Genomic DNA, 18,640 nt, shown 5'->3' on the forward strand with positions numbered 1-18,640 from the left:
GGGCGCGGTCGGCGGCCGACGCGGCGGCGGCCGGGCGGGAAAACCCGTCGCGGGTGCCGAGGGCCGGGTGGTAGGTCTCGGGTGTGCGAGGAATCCCCCACATTGCCGAGCCGTCGCCGCTGACCTGTGGACGGCAGGACACCGGGCCCGAGGGCGGACGATGACCGTCCTGTTCCTGTTGGTCGGCCTGCCCGGGGCCGGGAAGACGACGCGGGCCCGGCGCCTCGCCGAGGAGCACGGCGCGCTGCGCCTGACGCCCGACGAGTGGATGCTCCCGCTCTTCGGCGTCTCCGACCCGGACGGGAAACGGGACGTGCTGGAGGGCCGGCTGCTGTGGCTGGCGCTGGAGGCGGTGCGGCTCGGCACGAGCGTCGTCCTGGACTACGGCTGCTGGTCCCGCGCCGAGCGGTCCGCGATCCGCTGCCTGGCGGAGGCCGAGGGGGCACGCGTCGACCTCATCCCGCTCCCGGTCGGTGAGGAGACCCAGCGCGCCCGCATCGCGCACCGCTGGGCGACCACGCCCGGGGAGACGTTCCCGATGACGGACGCGGACATCGCCTTCGGCCGCGCCCGCTTCGAGGAGCCGGACGCGAGCGAACTCGACGGTTCCGCCGCGGACGAGCCCCCGCCCGGGTGGTCGACGTGGCGCGAGTGGGCGGCCTGGCGGTGGCCGTCCTCGGGGTGAGGGCGGTCCGGGCGCGTCGCCCCCGTACGAGGCGCGCTCTTTACCCCGCGTCCCGTGCTCTCAGCGCGCGCCACACCGCCCGCGCCGCGTTGTGCCCGCTCATTCCGTGGACTCCGGGGCCCGGTGGGGTCGCGGAGGAGCACAGGAAGACGGCGGGGTGGCGGGTGGCGTAGGGGCGCAGCGTGGGACGGGGGCGGAAGAGGAGCTGGAGGCCGCTCGCCGCGCCGCAGGCGATGTCTCCGCCGACGTAGTTGGCGTTGCGCGCGGCGAGTTGCGGCGGCCCTGCCGTGGCACGGGCGAGGATCAGGTCGCGGAAGCCGGGGGCGAAGCGTTCGATCTTGCGCTCGATGACGTCGGTGAGGTCGCCCTCCCAGCCGTGCGGCACGTGCCCGTACGCCCAGAAGACGTGTTTGCCCTCGGGGGCGCGGCCGGGGTCGGCGAGGCTCGGCTGGACGGTGATGAGGAAGGGGTCGGCGGGCACCGCGCCGCGCCGCGAGACGTCAACGAGGGCGCGGGAGATGTCGCGGCTGCCGGGGCCGAGTTGCACCGTACCGGCGCGGCGGGCGGCCTCGGAGGTCCAGGGGACGGGCCCGTCCAGGGCGTAGTCGAGCTTGAAGACGGCGGCGCCGTAGCGGTAGTTCGGGTAGGCGCGGGCGCCGAGCCCGGCGATGCGGGCGAGGGCGTGCGGCGAGGTGTCGAAGAGGTAGGCGCGCGCGGGCGGGAGGTCGTCGAGGCGGCGGACCTCGAAGCCCGTCTCGACGGTGCCGCCGAGGTCCGCGAGGCAGGCGGCGAGGGCGCCGGTGATCGCGCCGGAGCCGCCTTCGGCGACGGGCCAGCCGCGGGTGTGCGCGGCGAGGGCGAAGAGGAGCCCCACGGCGGAGGTCGCGGGACCGCTCAGCGGGGCGATGACGTGGCCGACGAGCCCGGCGAGCAGCGCTTTGGCGCGGTCCTCGCGGAAGCGGGCGAGGAGGACATGGGCGGGGGGCAGCCCGGCGAGGCCGAAGCGGGCGAGGGAGAGCGGGGCGCGCGGCAGCGCCGTGGACGGGAGCGCCATGAAGTCGCGCAGTACGGCGTCCCAGTGCGGCAGGAGCGGGGAGATGAGCCGCCGGTACGTCCCCGCGTCGCGCGCGCCGAGCGAGGCGGCGGTCTCGCCGACGGACCGGGCGAGCACGGCGGCGTCGCCGCCGGGCAGCGGGTGCGCCATCGGCAGGTCGGCGTGGAGCCAGCGCAGCCCGTACCGCGCGAGGGGCAGCGCGCGGAAGGCGGGCGAGGCGATGCCGAGCGGGTGCGCCGCCGAGCAGGGGTCGTGGTGGAAGCCGGGGAGGGTCAGCTCCTCGGTGCGCGCGCCGCCGCCGATCTCGGCGGCGGCCTCGAAGACGGCGACGGAGAGGCCGCGGCGGGCCAGTTCGACGGCGGCGGTGAGCCCGTTGGGTCCTGCTCCCACGACGACCGCGTCCAGCAAAGTCGACACCTCCGGACTCCTCACGTCAGCCGATGGCCCGGCGGTCAGGATATGCCGCCCGGCGGCGCGCGAAGCCGCGCTTTCCGGGCCCTTGACGCCGCCTCACGCCGGGCCGTCCCCCGTTTCCCCGGCGAGCAGCGCGCGGACCCGTTCGGCGGTGGCCGCGTCGCGCGCGGTGGTGAAGGGCAGCGCGTTGCTCCCGGTGATACGGAAGGGGACGCCGTCGGTCGTCAGGTGGGCGCCGCCGCTCTCCTCGACGAGGAGGAGCCCGGCCGCGTGGTCCCAGGCCAGCTCCCAGCTGAAGGCCGTGGCGTCCAGCTCGCCGCGCGCTATCGCGAGGTATTCGAGCCCGGCGGAGCCGCAGTGGCGTGGGGCGAGGCCGGGCACGGCGAGGCGGCGGAGCTGGGCCTGCTGGGGACCGGTGGTGTAGTCGGGGTGCGAGCAGGCGACACGGAGCGGCTCGCCCGGCACGGGGGCGGTACGGGTCAGGGGCTCCCCGTTGAGCAGGGCTCCCCTGCCGCGTACCGCGACGGCCATGAGGCCGAGGATGGGCGCGTACGTCCAGGAGGCGACGACCTCGCCGTCGACCGCGAGCGCGACGAGGGTGCAGAAGCCCGGCTCGCCGCGGACGAACTGGCGGGTGCCGTCGACGGGGTCGACGATCCACACGGGCGCGGCGGCGCGCAGCGCCTCGTACCGCGCGGGGTCCGCGGCGACGGCCTCCTCGCCGACGACGACGGAGCCGGGCAGGAGGGCGGGCAGGCTCTCGGTGAGGAGTTCCTCGGCCTCGCGGTCGGCGACGGTGACGAGGTCGTGGGGTCCGGACTTCGTGCTGACCTCGCCGTCCGCGAGGTGGCGGAAGCGGGGCAGCACGGCGCGGTCGACGGCGGCGCGCACGGCGGCCTCGACGGCGGCGACGAGGCCGGCGTCGAGCGCGCCGACGAGCGCCGCCGCGGTGGCGGGAGCGGCGAAGGCGCTGGTGGCGGGGTGGGCCGGGGCGGAATCGCGCAGGTCTTCGAGCATGGGTTCATGAGAGCACGTGGCACTGACATCGGGGAGAGGGAGGGGAAACGGGGGCTTGCGAGGAGGAGAACGGACGGGGCGGGGTGCGGGCCCGCGGCGCCACGCCGTACCCGGAGCGGGCCGTGCGCCGCGCAGGGCCCCGACCCGCCCCGACCCCGGCCGCGGGAATCGCGTACCCCCCGCTAACGTTGCCCTGTCCGCAGGGAAATGACCGAAGTGCCCGTCCCGGGCCCGAAGAGTTGGAGGCGGCGGCCGTGCACGGTGAGTACAAGATCCCGGGCGGGAAGCTCGTGGTGGTGGACCTCGACGAGGAGAACGGGGTGCTGCGCGATGTGCGCGTGGCCGGGGACTTCTTCCTCGAACCCGACGAGGCGATCGACGCGATCAACGCCGCACTCGAAGGCGCCCCCTCCGGCACGGACGGTGCCGGGCTCGCCGCCCGCGTGCAGGCCGCGCTGCCGCCCGGCACGGTGATGTACGGGCTGACCGCCGAGGGCATCGGGGTCGCGGTGCGCCGGGCGCTCGCGCGGGCCACCGACTGGACCGACTACGACTGGCAGCTCATCCACGACGGTCCGCTGCCCGTGGGCCTGCACCTCGCGCTCGACGAGATCCTCACGCAGGAGGTCGCCGCGGGGCACCGCCCGCCGACGCTGCGGGTGTGGGAGTGGCAGGACCCGGCCGTCGTGATCGGCAGCTTCCAGTCGCTGCGCAACGAGGTGGACCCGGACGGGGCGGCGAAGCACGGCGTGACCGTGGTGCGGCGCGTGACCGGTGGCGGGGCGATGTTCATGGAGGCGGGCAACAGCATCACGTACTCGCTCTCCGTGCCGAGCGCGCTCGTCGAGGGCCTTTCCTTCGCCGACAGCTACGCCTACCTCGACGACTGGGTGCTCTCGGCGCTCGGCGACATGGGCATCAAGGCGTGGTACCAGCCGCTCAACGACATCGCGACCGAGGCGGGCAAGATCGCCGGGGCCGCGCAGCGCCGTGTCGCCGCGCCGCAGGGCGGGGTGCCGGCCGTGCTGCACCACGTCACGATGGCGTACGACATGGACGCCGACAAGATGACCGAGGTGCTGCGGATCGGCAAGGAGAAGCTCTCCGACAAGGGCACGACGAGCGCCAAGAAGCGCGTCGACCCGCTGCGCCGGCAGACGGGGCTCCCGCGCGAGCAGGTCATCGCCAACATGGTCGCGTCCTTCCGCAGCCGGTACGGGCTGGCGGAGGGGTCCGTGACGGAGGAGGAGATGGCGCGGGCGCGGGAGCTGGCACGGACGAAGTTCGACTCCGAGGAGTGGACGACGCGGGTGCCCTGAGGCTCCGCGCGCGGACGGACCGGGTGTCGCCGCGCGGACGGACCGGGTGTCACCGCGCGACGGGGGTCAAGTGTGCCGCGTGCCCGCGCACTTGGCCCGCGCCGCCGCCCGGGTCCGTCAGTCCCCCTCCGGCAGTGTCAGGTGGAAGGAGTCCCCCGGCCGCAGCGTCACCGTGCGGTCCACGAGCCGGATGTCGAGCGAGGGCCGGTTGGTGCCGGGGAGGCTGATGTCGAGGCCGCCCGAGCGCATCCGGAAGCGCACGCCCCACAGTTGGCGGTAGTGGATCGCGAAGTCGTAGCCGGACAGCTCCGGTTGGGGTACGGGGTCGAGACTGAGGGCGCCGTCGGAGCGGATGCGCAGCCCGGTGAGGCAGCGCTGCACGAGGTCGAGGGTCCCGGCCATCGCGCCGAGGTGGATGCCCTCGCCCGTCGTACCGCCCTGGAGGTCGGCGACGTCGCCGCGCAGCGCCTCCTGGAAGAAGCCCCACGCCTGCGTGGGCCGCACCCGGGCCAGCACCCAGGCGTGCACGAGACCGCTGAGCGTGGACCCGTGGCTCGTGCGGGCCACGTAGTAGTCGACGGTCCTGCGCCACGTCTCGTCGTCGAGCCGGTGCCCCAACCTGGTGAAGAGGGCGCGGAGTTCGCGGGGCGGGAAGAGGTAGCCGAGCATCAGCGTGTCGGCCTGCTTGGACGCCTGGTAGCGGTTGACGCTGTCGCCCTCGGCCTCCAGCACGCGGTCCAGGCGGCGGATGTCGCCGTACTTGGTGGACATGCCGACCCAGTCGAGTTCGCGCAGCTCCCCGTAGCCGTCGAACTGGCTGACGACGCCTTGGTGGAAGGGGACGTGGAGGCGGCGCGAGATGTCGTCCCAGTGGGCGAGTTCGGTGTCGTCCAGCCCGGTGTGCTCGGCGAGTTCGGCGCGGCGTTCCTCGGGGAGCGCGGCGAGGGATTCGAGGGTGCGCTGGAGGACCCAGGCGGCGGTGACGTTGGTGTACGCGTTGTCGTCGAGCCCGGGTTCGGCCGCGTCGGGGTAGGCGTCGTGGTACTCGTCGGGACCGACGACGCGGCGGATGCGGTAGCGGCCGAGGTCGCCGTCCCACTCGGACTTCGAGGCCCAGAAGCGCGAGATCTGGAGGAGCATCTCGGCGCCCTCGTGCTCCATGAAGCGCGTGTCGCCCGTGGCGCGCGCGTAGCTCCACACGTTGTACGCGACGGCCGAGCCGATGTGGTGCTGGAGGCGCGAGTTGTCGGGGAGCCAGCGTCCGGAGCTGGGGTTGAGGTGGAGTTCCTGGGTCTCCTCGCGGCCGTCGCTGCCGGACTGCCAGGGGTACATCGCGCCGTCGAACCCGGCCTCGCGGGCGAGGCGGCGGGCACGGTCCAGGCGGCGGTGCCGGTAGCGGAGCAGGCCCTTGGAGACCTCGGGGAAGTGCAGGTTGAGGTAGGGCAGGACGAAGAGTTCGTCCCAGAAGACGTGCCCCCGGTACGCCTCCCCGTTGAGGCCGCGCGCGGGCACGCCCGCGTCCAGGTCGGCGGTGTGCGGGGAGACGGTCTGGAGGACGTGGAAGAGGTGGAAGCGCAGGATGTGCCCGGCCTCGGCAGGGACTTCGAGGAGGGCGCGGTGCCACAGGCGCTGCCAGGCGAGACGGTGGTCGCGGAGGAGTTCGTCCCAGCCGGAGACGTGGCGCACGCCGTCGAGCGCCGCGTCGAGCGGGTCGCTGATCGCCGAGTCCCGTGAGGTGTGCAGGGCGACGATCTTGTCGACCGTCGCCGTCTCACCTTGCTTCAGGGAGAGGTTGATGCGCGTCGCGGGCCGGTTCGGGGTGCCGGTGGACGGGCGCGGCTCGCACGAGGGGCCGTCGCCGCTGTACGTACGGGCGGCGACGGCCACCGTGATGCCCGAGCTGACCGTCCGCGCGCGGACCCACACGGTGCAGTCCTCGGGGTAGCCGCTCATGATCTCGGCGAGGTGGTGGCCGTTCAGCTCGCGGTAGCGGGCCACGCCGTCGTTCGTGACCCCGGCGTCGATCGCGGACTCGACTTCGAGGGTGCCGTCGAAGTTCTCGGCGGTGAACTCGGTGCGCAGCGCGGCGAGATGGGGATCGTCCATGTGGACCACGCGGAACTGGCGCAGCCGCAGCCTGCGCCCCGAGGCGTCCTCGTACACGAGGTGGCGCTCGTAGATTCCCGCGCGCAGGTCGAGCAGTTGGCGGTACGAGCGCAGCGTGGCGTCGTCGGGCGTGTACCAGTCGGTGCCGCTGCCGCCCTCGGGCGGGGCGAGACGGTAGCGCAGGGGAAGCCAGTTGGGGAGGTTGACCATGTCCTCGTTGGAGACGGTCTGCCCGGCGACCTCGGAAGTGAGCCGGTTGTAGACGCCTGCGGCGTACGTGCCCGGGTAGTGCGGGCCGCCCGCGGCGCATTCGGGGGCCGCGGCCCGCGTCGCGAAGTAACCGTTGCCGAGGCTGCACAGGGATTCGCGCAGCGTCTCCTGGGCGGGGTCGTAGCCCTCGTACTCCCACGTCCATGCGGACATACGGTCACTCCTTGCCGTCGGGGCCGGGTGCGCGCTCGTCGGTGCCGGGTGCGCGCAGGAGGTCGGCGAGGTCGTCCACGACGAGGTCGGCGCCGTGTTCCCGCAGGTCCCGCGCCGTATCGGTGGTGTGGGCGCGGTCGACGCCGACGACGAGACCGAAGCCGCCGCGTCGGCCGGCCTCGACCCCCGCGAGGGCGTCCTCCGCGACGGCGGCGTGCGCGGGCTCGACGCCGAGGCGGCCGACCGCCTCCAGGAAGAGCGCGGGATCGGGCTTGCCCGACAGGCCGAGGCGGTGGGACTCGTCGCCGTCGACAAGGGTCACGAAGCAGTCGAGGAGCCCGGCGCCCTCCAGGACGTCGCGGGCGTGGTGGGAGGACGAGGCGGCGGCCATGGGGATGCCCGCGGCGCGCAGGGCCTTCAGGAGACGTACGGAGCCGGGGAAGGGCTCGATGCCGTTCGCGCGGATGCGGCGCGTGAACATGCCGTCCTTGAGCGCGGCGACGGCGGCGACCGAATCCGTGCCCGGGGCGTCGTACGGGTTGCCGTCCGGAATCGGCACTTTGCGCGCGCGCAGGAAGGCGGCGGCGCCGTCGGCCCTGGGCTTGCCGTCGACGTAGCGGAGGTAGTCGTCGGCGGCGTCGAAGGGCCGGTCGAGCGCCCCGTCGGCGGGGGGATGCTCGCGGAGGCAGGCGTCGAACGCCTCCTTCCACGCCTCGGCGTGGACGCGCGCGGAGTCGGTGAGCACCCCGTCGACGTCGAAGACCATCGCGGCGATGCCGGTCATGACGGGAGCGAGCCCGTGCTCGGCGGCGGTCACCGCGCGACTCCGGCGCCGGCGGGGGGTCCGGGACGGGGTCTCGTACGGGCCGCGGTACGGGTTCCGGTACGGATCGCGGTACGGGGTCCGGTACGGGGCGTTCGCATGGCACACGTCCTTCCGGCTCGGGACCGGCCGGCCGGGAGGGCCCAGCCCTCCGCCCACGCTAACCGCGGGGGCGGGGCGCCGCAGCCCGGGGAGTGACGAGGGAGGAGGGCCGGCGCGCTCCACGCGCTCGTCACGCGTCACGGCCGCGCCTGCGGACAGCCGCCACCCGCTCCGGGGTTCCCTTGCCGAGGGGGCCGCCCGTAGTATTGACCGCATGGCCAATAACGCGAGACCCCCCGCACTCCCACCTCACCGGCTCGGTGCCGTCAGCGCACTCGTGTGGGGCTACGCCGCAGCCATGGCCGCGACCGTCGCGGCGCTGGCACTCCTGGCGTCCAGGGCACCGGGGCAGGCGACCGACGAGGCATGGGGACACGCCTTGATCGTCATGCTCTTCGCCGTCCTCCTCCTGACACGACTCCGGTCGGCCCGGTCGGGCAGTGTCAGGGCGGTGCGGGCACTGGGCATCATCGCGGCGGTGCTGCTCGTCGTGAACCTGGTGGAAGCCGCTCTGCCGGACGCCTTCCCGGGGTGGATGCGCGTCGAGATGGTGGCGATCGCTTGCTGGATGGCGGCACTGTTCCTCCTGGTCCGCCGTTCAGCACGCCGGTGACCGGCGCACCGGCCCGTAGAGAATGGTGCCGTGAACACGCCCGGCCCAGAGCCCCGCCCAGAGCCCCGCCCACGCACCCGCCAGCGCCTCGGCGAGGAAGTACGCCGGGCACAGATCATCAGGGCCACCATCACGGTGGTCGCCGAACTCGGCTACGAACGTGCCTCTTTGGCCCGGATCGCCGAGCGGGCGGAGGTCTCCAAGGGCCTGGTCTCCCACTACTTCACGGACAAGGACCGCCTGATGGAAACGGTCGCCCGGGCCACTCTGGCGACCATGCGGCAGACCGTCGCGGACTCCCTCGTCCTGACCGATCCGGTCCCCGAGGTCATCCGCGCCGCGATTCACCGCGCGGCCCGACTGGGTACGACGCACCAGGCCGAGCTGACCGCGATGCGACAGATCGGCACCAACCTGCGCAAGGCCGACGGCACCCCGCGGCTCGACCTGACCGACTACGAGCAGACCTACCAAGGCCAGGAAGCCCTGTTCCGGCGCGGTCAGGAAGAGGGCACACTCCGCGACTTCGACACCCGGGTCATGGCGGTCACCTACCAGGGAGCCGTCGACACCATGCTCACCTACCTGCACAGCCACCCCGAGGCCGACGCCGACCGCTACGCGGACGCCCTCGCCGACCTCGTCGTCACGGCCATCAGCGTCCCTTGACCGGCCACTGCCGACGGCATGGATGACAGTGCCCGCGCGGGGACGTCCCCCTCCGAGCGGAACGGCGCGGGAGGACGGGGCTCCGTCACCGTGCTCGGGTGCCGTGCGGGTACGGGACGCGAGAGCCGTACGCGCGCGGCGGCGGAAGCCGTGCGGACCGGCACGAGCGCGGGGTCGCGACGGACGGGGAAAGCCGGGCCCGCTCTACGCGGTGAGAACCGGAATGACTTCCTCGCCGTACGTGTCGATGAGTTGTTCTCGCGCGTCGTGCATCGCGTAGACGGCGAACTGGTCGACGCCGATGGCACGCAGCTCGCGCAGCTTCTCGATGTGCGCCTCGACGGGGCCGAGGACGCAGAAGCGGTCCACGATCTCGTCGGGCACGAAGTCCGTCGAGCTGTTCCCCACGCGGCCGTGGTGGCTGTAGTCGTACCCCTCGCGGCCCGCGATGTACGCGGTCAGCTCCGCCGGCACGGAGGCGGATTCGCTGCCGTAGCGGGCGACCAGATCGGCCACGTGGTTGCCGACCATGCCGCCGAACCAGCGGCACTGCTCGCGCGCGCGGGTCAGGTCCTCGCTCACGTAGGCGGGGGCCGCCGCACAGACCGTGACGGAGGCGGGGTCGCGGCCCGCGTCGGAGGCGGCGGTACGGACCTGCTCGACCATCGCCGCCGCGAGATAGGGGTCCGCGAGCTGGAGGATGAAGCCGTCCGCGCGGGCCCCGGTGAGGGCCAGCGCCTTCGGCCCGTACGCGGCGGCCCACACCGGCAGCCGCCCGTCGCGGACCCACGGCAGCCGCACCTCCGTGTCGCCGAGCCGTGCGGCGCGGCCCTCGGCGAGGTCGCGGATCGTGTCGATGGCCTCGCCCAGACGCGCGAGGGTGTTCGGCGGACGGCCCGCGACGCGCATCGCGGAGTCGCCGCGCCCGATGCCGCACACGGTGCGGTTGCCGAACATGTCGTTGAGCGTCGCGAAGGTCGACGCGGTGACCTCCCACGTGCGGGTCCCCGGGTTGGTCACCATCGGGCCCACGACGAGCCGTTCGGTGTGCTCGAGGATCTGGCTGTGGATGACGAACGGCTCCTGCCACAGGACGGCGGAGTCGAAGGTCCAGCCGTGGGTGAAGCCCTGCCGCTCGGCGCGGCGCATGAGGTCGACGACGGTGGAGGCCGGCGGGTCGGTCTGGAGGACGAGTCCGAAGTCCATGACACTGCTCCCGGGGTCAGGGGCTCCTGGGATCGGGGCCGTCGTGCGGGGTTCCGTCCGAAACGTGGCGGTTCCGGCGATTGTGCCACGGGCGGGGACGCCGGAACGGGGACGAACACGAACGAACTCCCCGCCGCACGCGTCGTCATGGCCGCGCCCGAAGTGTTGACGCGTGCACGACCGCTGCCTACCGTGCCGGAAGAGCGCTCTCAGGCTGTCGCCACTCCCCCACTCCCCTCCGCGCACGCCCGCCAGGGAGCCGAGTCCCCGGCAAGGCGGAATCCCGCGCCCCGGAGCCTCCCGACCAGCATGTGACAACGTTGTCACATCCGTCGTGGCCCCGAGGCCCGCGCGCCCCTCGCGCCACACCCCTCTCCGCACCCTCCACTTCGAAGGAGCACCCGCTCGTGGTTCGTTCCTGGAGATTCACCCCTCTGTGCGCCCTCCTCGCCCTGCTCGCGGGGCTGCTCGCGTTCAGCGGCACGCCCGCACACGCCGCCTCCACCACGATCACCGTGGACGGGACGCAGGGCGGCCGGACCTTCGACGGGATCGGCGCGATCAGCGGCGGGGGCGGCAACTCCCGTCTCCTGACCGACTATCCGGCCGCACAGCAACAGCAGATCCTGGACTACCTCTTCAAGCCCGGCTACGGCGCCAACCTGCAACTGCTCAAGCTGGAGATCGGCGGTGACGCCAACTCCACCGACGGCTCCGAGCCCTCCGTCGAACACTCCCGGGGCACCGTCAACTGCGATGCCGGGTACGAGTTCTGGCTCGCCGAGCAGGCCAAGGCCCGCAACCCCGGCATCGGCCTGTACGGACTCGCCTGGGCCGCGCCCGGCTGGATCAACGGCGGTTTCTGGTCGACCGACACCATCGACTACCTCGTCAGCTGGCTCGGTTGCGCCAAGCAGCACGGTCTCGACATCAAGTACCTCGGCGGCTGGAACGAACGCGGTCACGACGCGGACTGGTTCGTCCGGTTGCGCGCCGCTCTCGACAAGGCGGGCTACGGCGGGGTGCGACTCGTCGCCGACGACAGCGGCTGGGACGTCGCCGACGACATGGCCAAGAACCCGGACTTCGACGACGCCGTCTCCATCATCGGCGCGCACTACTCCTGCGAGGGCGGCGACGGCGGCAACGCCCACTCCTGCTCCAGCACCCCGGCGGCCCGGGCCAACGGCAAGCCGCTGTGGGACAGCGAGAACGGCTCGCAGGACATGAACACCGGGGCCTCGGCGCTCATCCGCGCCATCACGCGCGGATACGTGGACGCGAAGATGACCAGCTACTTCAACTGGCCGCTGCTCGCCGCGATCTACCCCAGCCTGCCGTACAACACGGTCGGCCTCGCCACCGCGAACTCCCCCTGGTCCGGCAACTACTCGATCGGAGCGAGCACGTGGGCCACCGCCCAGGTCACCCAGTTCACGCGCCCGGGCTGGAAGTTCGTCGACTCGGCCTCCGGCCACCTCGGGGGCGACGAGTCCAACGGCACGTACGTCAGCGTGAAGTCGAACACGAGCGACGACTACTCGACGATCCTGGAGACCACGACGGCCACCGGTTCCCAGACCGTGCAACTCGCCGTCAAGGGCGGCCTGTCGGCAGGAACCGTCCACGTGTGGTCCACGAAGGTCGACTCGCCCAGTGACGCCACGTCCTTCGTCCGGGGCCAGGACATCACGCCCGTGGACGGCCACTACTCGCTGACCCTGCGGCCCGGTTACGTCTACACCCTCAGCACCCTCGGCGGCCAGGGCAAGGGCACCGCGACCGCTCCCGCCGCCCACCCCCTCGCGCTGCCCTACCGCGACGACTTCGACAGCACCGCGACGGGCGGCGAGGCCAGGTACCTCTCCGACATGCAGGGTTCCTACGAGGCGCAGCCCTGCGCCGGGGGCCGCGCGGGGAAGTGCCTCCAGCAGATGGCGCCGGTGAAGCCCATCGAGTGGCAGGACGACTCCGACGCGTACTCCCTGATCGGCGACACGACGTGGTCCAACTACACCGTCAACGCGGACGTGTACCTCCGCTCGGCCGGCACCACCGAGCTGATCGGGCGCGCGGGCACGCAGGAGCGACCGCAGTCGCACATGAACGCGTACTACTTCCGCATCCGGGACACCGGGCAGTGGTGGATCGAGAAGATGTACACCGACGGCTCGAACCACACCCTCGCGACCGGGACGACGACCCCGCTCGGCACCGGCACCTGGCACAAGCTGTCCTTCACCTTCCAGGGCACCGAACTCAGCGCCTCCGTGGACGGCACCACCATCGGGACCGCGAGGGACGCGCAGTTCTCCACGGGGCTCGCGGGGCTCGGCATCCAGGGGTACCGCACCGACCAGTTCGACAACCTGTCGATCACCGCCGGTACGGGCACGCAGGTACCGAGCGGTCCGGTCACCTCGGGCCTGAACACCTCCAAGTGCCTGGACAACTACACCGGTTCGGGCGCCAACGGCAACAAGGCCGGGATCTGGGACTGCAACGGCACCGACGCCCAGCGCTGGACCCCCACCGGCGGGACACTCCGCAACAGCAACGGCAAGTGCCTCGACGTGACCGGCGGCGCGACGGCCAACGGCAGCCCCGTGGAACTGTGGGACTGCAACGGGGGCGCCAACCAGAAGTGGCAGAGCGACAACGGAACCCTCCGCAACCCCGCCTCGGGCCGCTGCCTCGACATCCCCGCCTTCGACACCACCAACGGCACCGGACTGGACATCTGGGACTGCGACGGCGGGGCCAACCAGAAGTGGGACCTCCCCACCTGAGCCACCGCACCACCCCCGCGCGCACAGGGCGCCGAGCCGCCCGCTCGGCGCGACCCGCGCACGTGCCGCGCCCGCACGAAGCGGCCCCGTACGGGAAGAACCTCCCGTACGGGGCCGCTCGCACGCGCTCTCAGGCAGTGACCGGAAGCGCGGTCCACCGCTGGTTCGGGCCGCCGTTGCAGTCCCACAGCACCACCTGGGTGCCGTCCGTGGTGGACGAGCCGGGGTCGTCGAGGCAGCGGCCGGAGACCGGATTGCGGTAGCCGCCCTGGTACGCCTGCCAGACCTGGTTGGCGCCACCGTTGCAGTCCCAGATCACGGCCTTGGTGCCGTTGGCCGTCCCGCCGCCGAGCGCGTCCAGGCACTTGCCGAGCGCCCGCAGCGTGCCGTCGGCGCGCGCGGTCCACACCTGCGCGCCGGTGCCGTTGCACGACCAGATCTGCGCGGCCGTCCCGTTGGCGGAGCTGCCGGCATTGACGTCCAGGCACTTGCCGCTGATCCCGGAGCGCACGGGGCCGCCCACCGCGACGGGCGCGGAGATCCAGCCGGCCTGGTCGGCGGCCCGTATCCCGGCGTGGAAGGCGTCGGCCATCTTGCTGAACCCGTTGTCGTTGGGGTGCAGCGCGTCCGAGAGGTCCGCCGGGGTCAGGGCGCTCATGTCCACGAGGCGCACGTGCGCGCCCGCGTCCGCCTTGGCCCGGACGAGTTGCGCGAGCTTCTCGTTGAACGCGGGACGCGTGGCCTCCTCCGTGGCGCTCGTGGAGACGATCACCGTGCCGACGAGCACCGTGGCGTCGGGCGCGTCGCGCAGGATCTGGTCGATCAGGGCGCTCATCCGGTCCGGGGCGGTCGGGACCTCGTAGTTGCCGTTGAGGTCGTTGGTCCCTATCTCCAGCGTGATGACGTTGGGGCGGTACTGCGCGAGGACGGAATCGGCTATCGAGGCGATCTGGTCGATGCGCCAGCCGGAGTGGCCCTCGTTGTCGGGATCGGGCATGGGTCCGTTGCGGACCGAGCCGACGAAGTCCAAGGGGTAGCCGTCCGCCGTCAGTTGGTTCCAGAGGAAACCGCGATAGCTGTTGCCGGACGGACTCCCGACCCCCCACGTGATCGAGTTGCCGAGGGGCATCACGCGGAGGGGGGCCGGCGCCGCGGAGGCATCGGGAGCCGCGTCGCGGGCGGACGAGGCGACGGCGGACGTGGCGGCGGCCGGGGTGGCGGCGGAGGTGGACGGCACGGCGATGCCCACGCCGAGGGCGGCGGCCGTCAGCAGGGTGAGCAGGGCGGCTCTCGGTCTCATCATGGGGGGTCCTCACTGCTGGGGGGACAGTGGTGCGGAATGAGCAGGCCGCCGTACGGGCCGTGACATCGTTGTCCCACGGTCCGTACGGGGTCCTGCGGGGAGCGCTCTCAGCGGAAGTTATCCAGCACGCGACGTGCCGTCAACGCTCCGCACACGGGCTGCGGAACTCGGCCTGAAATACCAGTAACTCCCTTTTAATGAGCTGCACTTGCCCGCCCGGCCGGTCACGGAAGGCGTCCCCGCGCGGCCCCCGACACTCCCCCGCTCCCCCGCCCAACTCCCCGCTTTTTTCCGCCCCCTCAGCGCGCGTACTCCCCCAACCCTCGTGGCACGTACACCCCGTGTCCCGGCCGTCCCACGTACTCCCTGTCCTCCAGGACCGGGACGCCGCGCGAGAGGACCGTGCGGACGCGGCCGGTGAGGCGCTTGCCCTCGTAGGCCGAGTAGTCGACGTTCATGTGGTGCGTATCGGCCGAGAGGACCTGTTCCGCGCGCGGGTCGTAGAGCACGATGTCCGCGTCCGCGCCCGGGCTGATCGTGCCCTTCCTCGGGTAGAGGCCGAACATGCGGGCGGGCGCCGAGCAGGCGAGGTCGATCCAGCGGCGGCGGGTGATGTGCCCGTCCACGACGGCCTGGTGGAGGAGGTCCATGCGGTGCTCGACGCCGGGCATGCCGTTGGGGATCTTCGAGAAGTCGCCCCGGCCCAGCTCCTTCTGGCCGCTGAAGCAGAAGGGGCAGTGGTCGGTCGAGACCACCTGGAGGTCGTCGGTACGCAGTCCGCGCCACAGCGCGGCCTGGTGCTCCCGGGGGCGCAGGGGCGTCGAGCACACGTACTTGGCGCCCTCGAAGTCCGGTTCGGCGAGGTTGTCGGTGGACAGGAAGAGGTACTGCGGGCAGGTCTCGCCGTAGACGGGCAGGCCCGTGTCGCGTGCGGCGGCGATCTCGGCGAGGGCTTCCCGCGCGCTCACGTGCACGATGTAGAGCGGTACGTCGCCCGCGACGCGCGCGAGCTGGATCGCCCGGTGGGTGGCCTCCGCCTCCAGGAGCGCCTTGCGGACCTCGCCGTGGTGGCGCGGGTCGGTACGGCCCGCCGCGAGGGCCTGTGCGACGAGGACGTCGATCGCGATGCCGTTCTCGGCGTGCACCATCGTGAGGCCGCCGTTCTCGCCCGCGCGCTGCATCGCGCGCAGGATGCGGCCGTCGTCGGAGTAGAAGACCCCCGGGTAGGCCATGAAGAGCTTGAAGCTCGTGACGCCCTCGCCGACGAGGAGGTCCATCTCCTTGAGGGTGTCGTCGTTGACGTCGGCGAGGATCATGTGGAAGCCGTAGTCGATCGCGCAGTTGCCCTCGGCCTTCGCGTGCCAGGCGTCGAGGCCCTCGCGCAGGCCGTGCCCCATGCTCTGCACGACGAAGTCCACGATCGTCGTGGTGCCGCCCCAGGCCGCGGCCCGGGTGCCGGTCTCGAAGGTGTCGGAGGCGTAGGTGCCGCCGAAGGGCATCTCCATGTGCGTGTGCCCGTCGACGCCGCCCGGGATCACGTACATGCCGCTCGCGTCGAGAACCCGCTCCGCCGTCCACGCCTCGGCGGCGGCCGAACCGCTCGTGGCGAGCGCGGCGACCCGGCCGTCCTCGACGAGCACGTCGGCGTGGGTCTCCTCGGCGGCGGTGACGACCAGTCCGCCACGGATCAGGGTGCGGTTGCTCATGGGGCTGCGTCTCCTTCGGATGGACCGCGTTCTTCGGGTCAGGCCGCCGCGCGCAGCGCCGAGAGCAGCAGGTCGCCGCCCTCCTCGGCCTCCGCGACCGTCAGGCTCAGCGGCGGCGCGACGCGCAGCACGCTCGTGTCGTGGCCACCGCCCTTGCCGAGCAGGAGCCCGGCGGCGCGGGCGGCCTCCAGGACGGCGCTCGCGCGCGCCGGGTCGGCGCGGTCCGTGCCGGGCTCGACGAGTTCGACGCCGAGCATGAGCCCGCGTCCGCGCACCTCCCGTACGTGCCCCATGCCGGCCGTCCCCGCGCGCAGCCGCTCGCGGAGCAGGCCGCCGACGCGGCGCGCGTTGCCCTGGAGGTCGTGCTCCAGGAGGTAGGTGAGGTTGGCGAGCCCGGCGGCCATCGTGACCAGTGAACCGCCGAACGTGGAGAGCGAGTTGGTGTCGATGACGTTCATGATCTCCGCGCGCGCGACGACCCCGCCGATGGACATGCCGTTGCCGATGCCCTTGGCGAAGGTGAGCACATCCGGTGGCCCCGCCCGGTCGTGGGCCTGCCAGCCCCAGAAGTGGTCCCCGGTGCGCCCCCATCCGGTCTGCACCTCGTCGGCGATCCACAGGATGCCGCGCTCGGCGAGGACTTCGCGGAAGGCGGCGTAGAGCCCGTCCGGCGGCGAGGTGAACCCGCCGACTCCCTGGACCGGTTCGGCGATGAGCGCGGCGACCTGGCCGCGCGCCTGGCCGAGCAGGTCGCGCAGGTCGGCGACGCTGCCCTCGATGAACTCGCGGTCGTCCAGGTGCGCGTAGGGACCGCGGTGGCGAACGGCCCCGTGCGCCCAGAGGGTTTGGAGGGGCGAGTAACTCGTCGGGGACCAGCCGCTGTTGCCGGTGATGCCGACCGCCGAGAAGGAGCGGCCGTGGTAGCTGTTGCGCATCGCGATGATCTGGTTGGAGCGGCGGTACGCGGTCGCGAGGAGCAGCGCGGTGTCGTTGGCCTCAGTGCCCGAGGTGGTGAAGAAGACGCGCGCGTCGGGGATGCCGGAGAGGTGCGCGACGCGCTCGGCGAGGTCGATCATGGGGCGGTTGAGGTAGAGCGTCGATGAGTGGACGAGCCGGGCGGCCTGCTCGCCGACCGCCCGGGTCACCTCGGGGAGGGCGTGCGCGGTCATCGTGGTGAGGATGCCGCCGAAGAAGTCGAGGTAGCGGCGGCCCTCGGCGTCCCACACGTGGCGGCCCTCGCCGCGGGTGAGTTCGACGGGCTCGTCGTAGTAGAGGGCGAGCCAGTCGGGGAGTACGGCCCGGTGCCGCGCGAGGAGTTCGCTCACGGGCGGGTCAGTCCCTCGTAGGCGTCGGGACGGCGGTCGCGGTAGAAGGCCCACTGGTGGCGGACCTCGTCGATGAGGCCGAGGTCGAGGTCGCGTACGACGAGTTCCTCCTGCTTGTCGCTCGCGGGTTCGCCGACGAACTGCCCGCGCGGGTCGACGAAGTAGCTCGTGCCGTAGAAGTCGTCGTCGCCGTACTCCTCCTGGCCGACGCGGTTGATCGCGGCGACGAAGTACTCGTTGGCGACGGCCGCCGCGGGCTGTTCGAGCTGCCACAGGTGGGAGGAGAGCCCGCGCGAGGTGGCGGAGGGGTTGTAGACGATCTGCGCGCCGTTCAGGCCGAGTTGACGCCAGCCCTCGGGGAAGTGCCGGTCGTAGCAGATGTAGACGCCGACGCGGCCCACCGCCGTGTCGAAGACCGGCCAGCCCGCGTTGCCCGGGCGGAAGTAGAACTTCTCCCAGAAGCCCTTGAGCTGCGGGATGTGGTGCTTGCGGTACTTGCCGAGGTAGCTGCCGTCGGCGTCGATGACGGCGGCGGTGTTGTAGTAGAAGCCCTCGGCCTCGCGTTCGAAGACCGGCGCGACGATCACCATGCCGGTCTCGCGGGCCAGCTCCCGCATCCGGCTCACGGTCGGCCCGTCGGGCACGGGCTCGGCCCAGCGGTAGTGCTCCTCCTCCTGCACCTGGCAGAAGTACGGGGCGTTGAAGACTTCCTGGAAGCCGATGATCCCCGCGCCCTGCCGGGCGGCCTCGCGGGCGTGCTCCTCGTGCTTGGCGATCATGGATTCGGTGTCGCCGGTCCAGGTGGCCTGGACGAGTGCGGCGCGGACGACGGAGGCAGCCATGAGCAGTGCTCCTTCGACAAGACGTCAGAGAGCCGCTACCGCCCGGAGCCCCGGGCCGTAGAGGCACGAACGTAAGCCCCGTGCGGTGAGGGGACAAGAGCGCCGGGTCGGCGGACACGGGGGACGCCACCCGGGCGGGTGAGCGGGAGCGGGGCGGGCGGGTGAGCGGCCACGCGGGTCCGGCCTCTCCGGCAGCCCGGCCCCGCCGGGGCCGCCCCTCCCCCGCGGCCCGGCCCGCCGAGAC

General features: G+C 72.7%; 14 protein-coding genes. 5 read left to right on the forward strand and 9 right to left on the reverse strand.

The window, feature by feature from the left end; all coding sequences use genetic code 11:
- The first annotated feature begins 160 nt into the window (after positions 1–160).
- Complete coding sequence (locus G3I42_RS13755) at positions 161–685, forward strand: ATP-binding protein (protein ID WP_164285791.1); 525 nt, start codon at positions 161–163, stop codon at positions 683–685.
- Between the two features lie 40 nt (positions 686–725).
- On the opposite strand, the gene G3I42_RS13760 is transcribed toward G3I42_RS13755, so the two are convergent.
- Positions 726–2,156 carry an NAD(P)/FAD-dependent oxidoreductase gene (locus G3I42_RS13760; protein ID WP_164285793.1) on the reverse strand — a complete coding sequence of 477 codons (1,431 nt, stop codon included), beginning with the start codon at positions 2,154–2,156 and terminating at the stop codon, positions 726–728.
- Positions 2,157–2,249: 93 nt separating this feature from the next.
- Positions 2,250–3,170: an inositol monophosphatase family protein gene (locus G3I42_RS13765; protein WP_164285795.1), complete on the reverse strand. Its 921-nt coding sequence runs from the start codon at positions 3,168–3,170 to the stop codon at positions 2,250–2,252.
- 254 nt (positions 3,171–3,424) lie between these two features.
- Here G3I42_RS13765 and G3I42_RS13770 point away from each other — a divergent pair, with 254 nt between their 5' ends.
- Positions 3,425–4,489 (forward strand): lipoate--protein ligase family protein, encoded by a 1,065-nt coding sequence (locus G3I42_RS13770; RefSeq protein ID WP_164285797.1) that lies wholly within the window; start codon positions 3,425–3,427, stop codon positions 4,487–4,489.
- A 117-nt stretch (positions 4,490–4,606) separates the two neighbouring features.
- Here G3I42_RS13770 and G3I42_RS13775 read toward each other — a convergent pair whose 3' ends face one another.
- Together G3I42_RS13775 and G3I42_RS13780 are read right to left on the reverse strand one after the other, a co-directional pair.
- Positions 4,607–7,018, reverse strand: coding sequence for a glycoside hydrolase family 65 protein (locus G3I42_RS13775; protein ID WP_164285799.1), 2,412 nt, complete (start codon positions 7,016–7,018; stop codon positions 4,607–4,609).
- 4 nt (positions 7,019–7,022) lie between these two features.
- Positions 7,023–7,835, reverse strand: coding sequence for an HAD-IA family hydrolase (locus G3I42_RS13780; RefSeq protein WP_164285800.1), 813 nt, complete (start codon positions 7,833–7,835; stop codon positions 7,023–7,025).
- Between the two features lie 322 nt (positions 7,836–8,157).
- Here G3I42_RS13780 and G3I42_RS13785 point away from each other — a divergent pair, with 322 nt between their 5' ends.
- Together G3I42_RS13785 and G3I42_RS13790 are read left to right on the forward strand one after the other, a co-directional pair.
- Complete coding sequence (locus G3I42_RS13785; protein ID WP_164285802.1) at positions 8,158–8,556, forward strand: hypothetical protein; 399 nt, start codon at positions 8,158–8,160, stop codon at positions 8,554–8,556.
- A gap of 30 nt (positions 8,557–8,586) precedes the next feature.
- A complete protein-coding gene (locus G3I42_RS13790) occupies positions 8,587–9,225 on the forward strand; it encodes a TetR/AcrR family transcriptional regulator (RefSeq protein WP_164285804.1) in 639 nt (212 codons plus the stop codon).
- 204 nt (positions 9,226–9,429) lie between these two features.
- On the opposite strand, the gene G3I42_RS13795 is transcribed toward G3I42_RS13790, so the two are convergent.
- Entirely contained in the window at positions 9,430–10,431 is a 1,002-nt protein-coding gene (locus G3I42_RS13795; RefSeq protein WP_164285806.1) for a TIGR03842 family LLM class F420-dependent oxidoreductase, read from the reverse strand.
- A 407-nt stretch (positions 10,432–10,838) separates the two neighbouring features.
- On the opposite strand from G3I42_RS13795, the gene G3I42_RS13800 reads away from it, so the two are divergent.
- Positions 10,839–13,220 carry an RICIN domain-containing protein gene (locus G3I42_RS13800; protein WP_164285808.1) on the forward strand — a complete coding sequence of 794 codons (2,382 nt, stop codon included), beginning with the start codon at positions 10,839–10,841 and terminating at the stop codon, positions 13,218–13,220.
- Positions 13,221–13,350: 130 nt separating this feature from the next.
- Here the strand turns inward: G3I42_RS13800 and G3I42_RS13805 are convergent, their stop codons facing one another.
- The 4 genes from G3I42_RS13805 to G3I42_RS13820 form a co-directional block, all read right to left on the reverse strand.
- Positions 13,351–14,523 (reverse strand): SGNH/GDSL hydrolase family protein, encoded by a 1,173-nt coding sequence (locus G3I42_RS13805; RefSeq protein ID WP_239096432.1) that lies wholly within the window; start codon positions 14,521–14,523, stop codon positions 13,351–13,353.
- A gap of 299 nt (positions 14,524–14,822) precedes the next feature.
- On the reverse strand, positions 14,823–16,229 hold the full coding sequence (hydA, locus tag G3I42_RS13810; RefSeq protein WP_164285810.1) for a dihydropyrimidinase: 1,407 nt from the start codon (positions 16,227–16,229) through the stop codon (positions 14,823–14,825).
- A 38-nt stretch (positions 16,230–16,267) separates the two neighbouring features.
- Positions 16,268–17,554, reverse strand: a complete 1,287-nt coding sequence (locus tag G3I42_RS13815; protein ID WP_164285812.1) for an aspartate aminotransferase family protein — start codon at positions 17,552–17,554, stop codon at positions 16,268–16,270.
- Entirely contained in the window at positions 17,551–18,396 is an 846-nt protein-coding gene (locus tag G3I42_RS13820) for a nitrilase-related carbon-nitrogen hydrolase (RefSeq protein WP_164285814.1), read from the reverse strand. Before G3I42_RS13820 ends, G3I42_RS13815 begins: the two co-directional genes overlap by 4 nt.
- Positions 18,397–18,640: the final 244 nt, after the last annotated feature.

Origin of the sequence: Streptomyces sp. SID11385 (assembly GCF_010548245.1) — a bacterium.
In the GTDB taxonomy this organism is placed as follows: domain Bacteria; phylum Actinomycetota; class Actinomycetes; order Streptomycetales; family Streptomycetaceae; genus Streptomyces.

Coding starts and splice junctions, on each gene's coding strand:
- G3I42_RS13785 (WP_164285802.1), top strand. CDS start 8,158: ATGGCCAATAACGCGAGACCCCCCGCACTCCCACCTCACCGGCTCGGT.
- G3I42_RS13765 (WP_164285795.1), bottom strand. CDS start 3,170: ATGCTCGAAGACCTGCGCGATTCCGCCCCGGCCCACCCCGCCACCAGC.
- G3I42_RS13820 (WP_164285814.1), bottom strand. CDS start 18,396: ATGGCTGCCTCCGTCGTCCGCGCCGCACTCGTCCAGGCCACCTGGACC.
- G3I42_RS13805 (WP_239096432.1), bottom strand. CDS start 14,523: ATGATGAGACCGAGAGCCGCCCTGCTCACCCTGCTGACGGCCGCCGCC.
- G3I42_RS13775 (WP_164285799.1), bottom strand. CDS start 7,018: ATGTCCGCATGGACGTGGGAGTACGAGGGCTACGACCCCGCCCAGGAG.
- hydA (WP_164285810.1), bottom strand. CDS start 16,229: ATGAGCAACCGCACCCTGATCCGTGGCGGACTGGTCGTCACCGCCGCC.
- G3I42_RS13755 (WP_164285791.1), top strand. CDS start 161: ATGACCGTCCTGTTCCTGTTGGTCGGCCTGCCCGGGGCCGGGAAGACG.
- G3I42_RS13795 (WP_164285806.1), bottom strand. CDS start 10,431: ATGGACTTCGGACTCGTCCTCCAGACCGACCCGCCGGCCTCCACCGTC.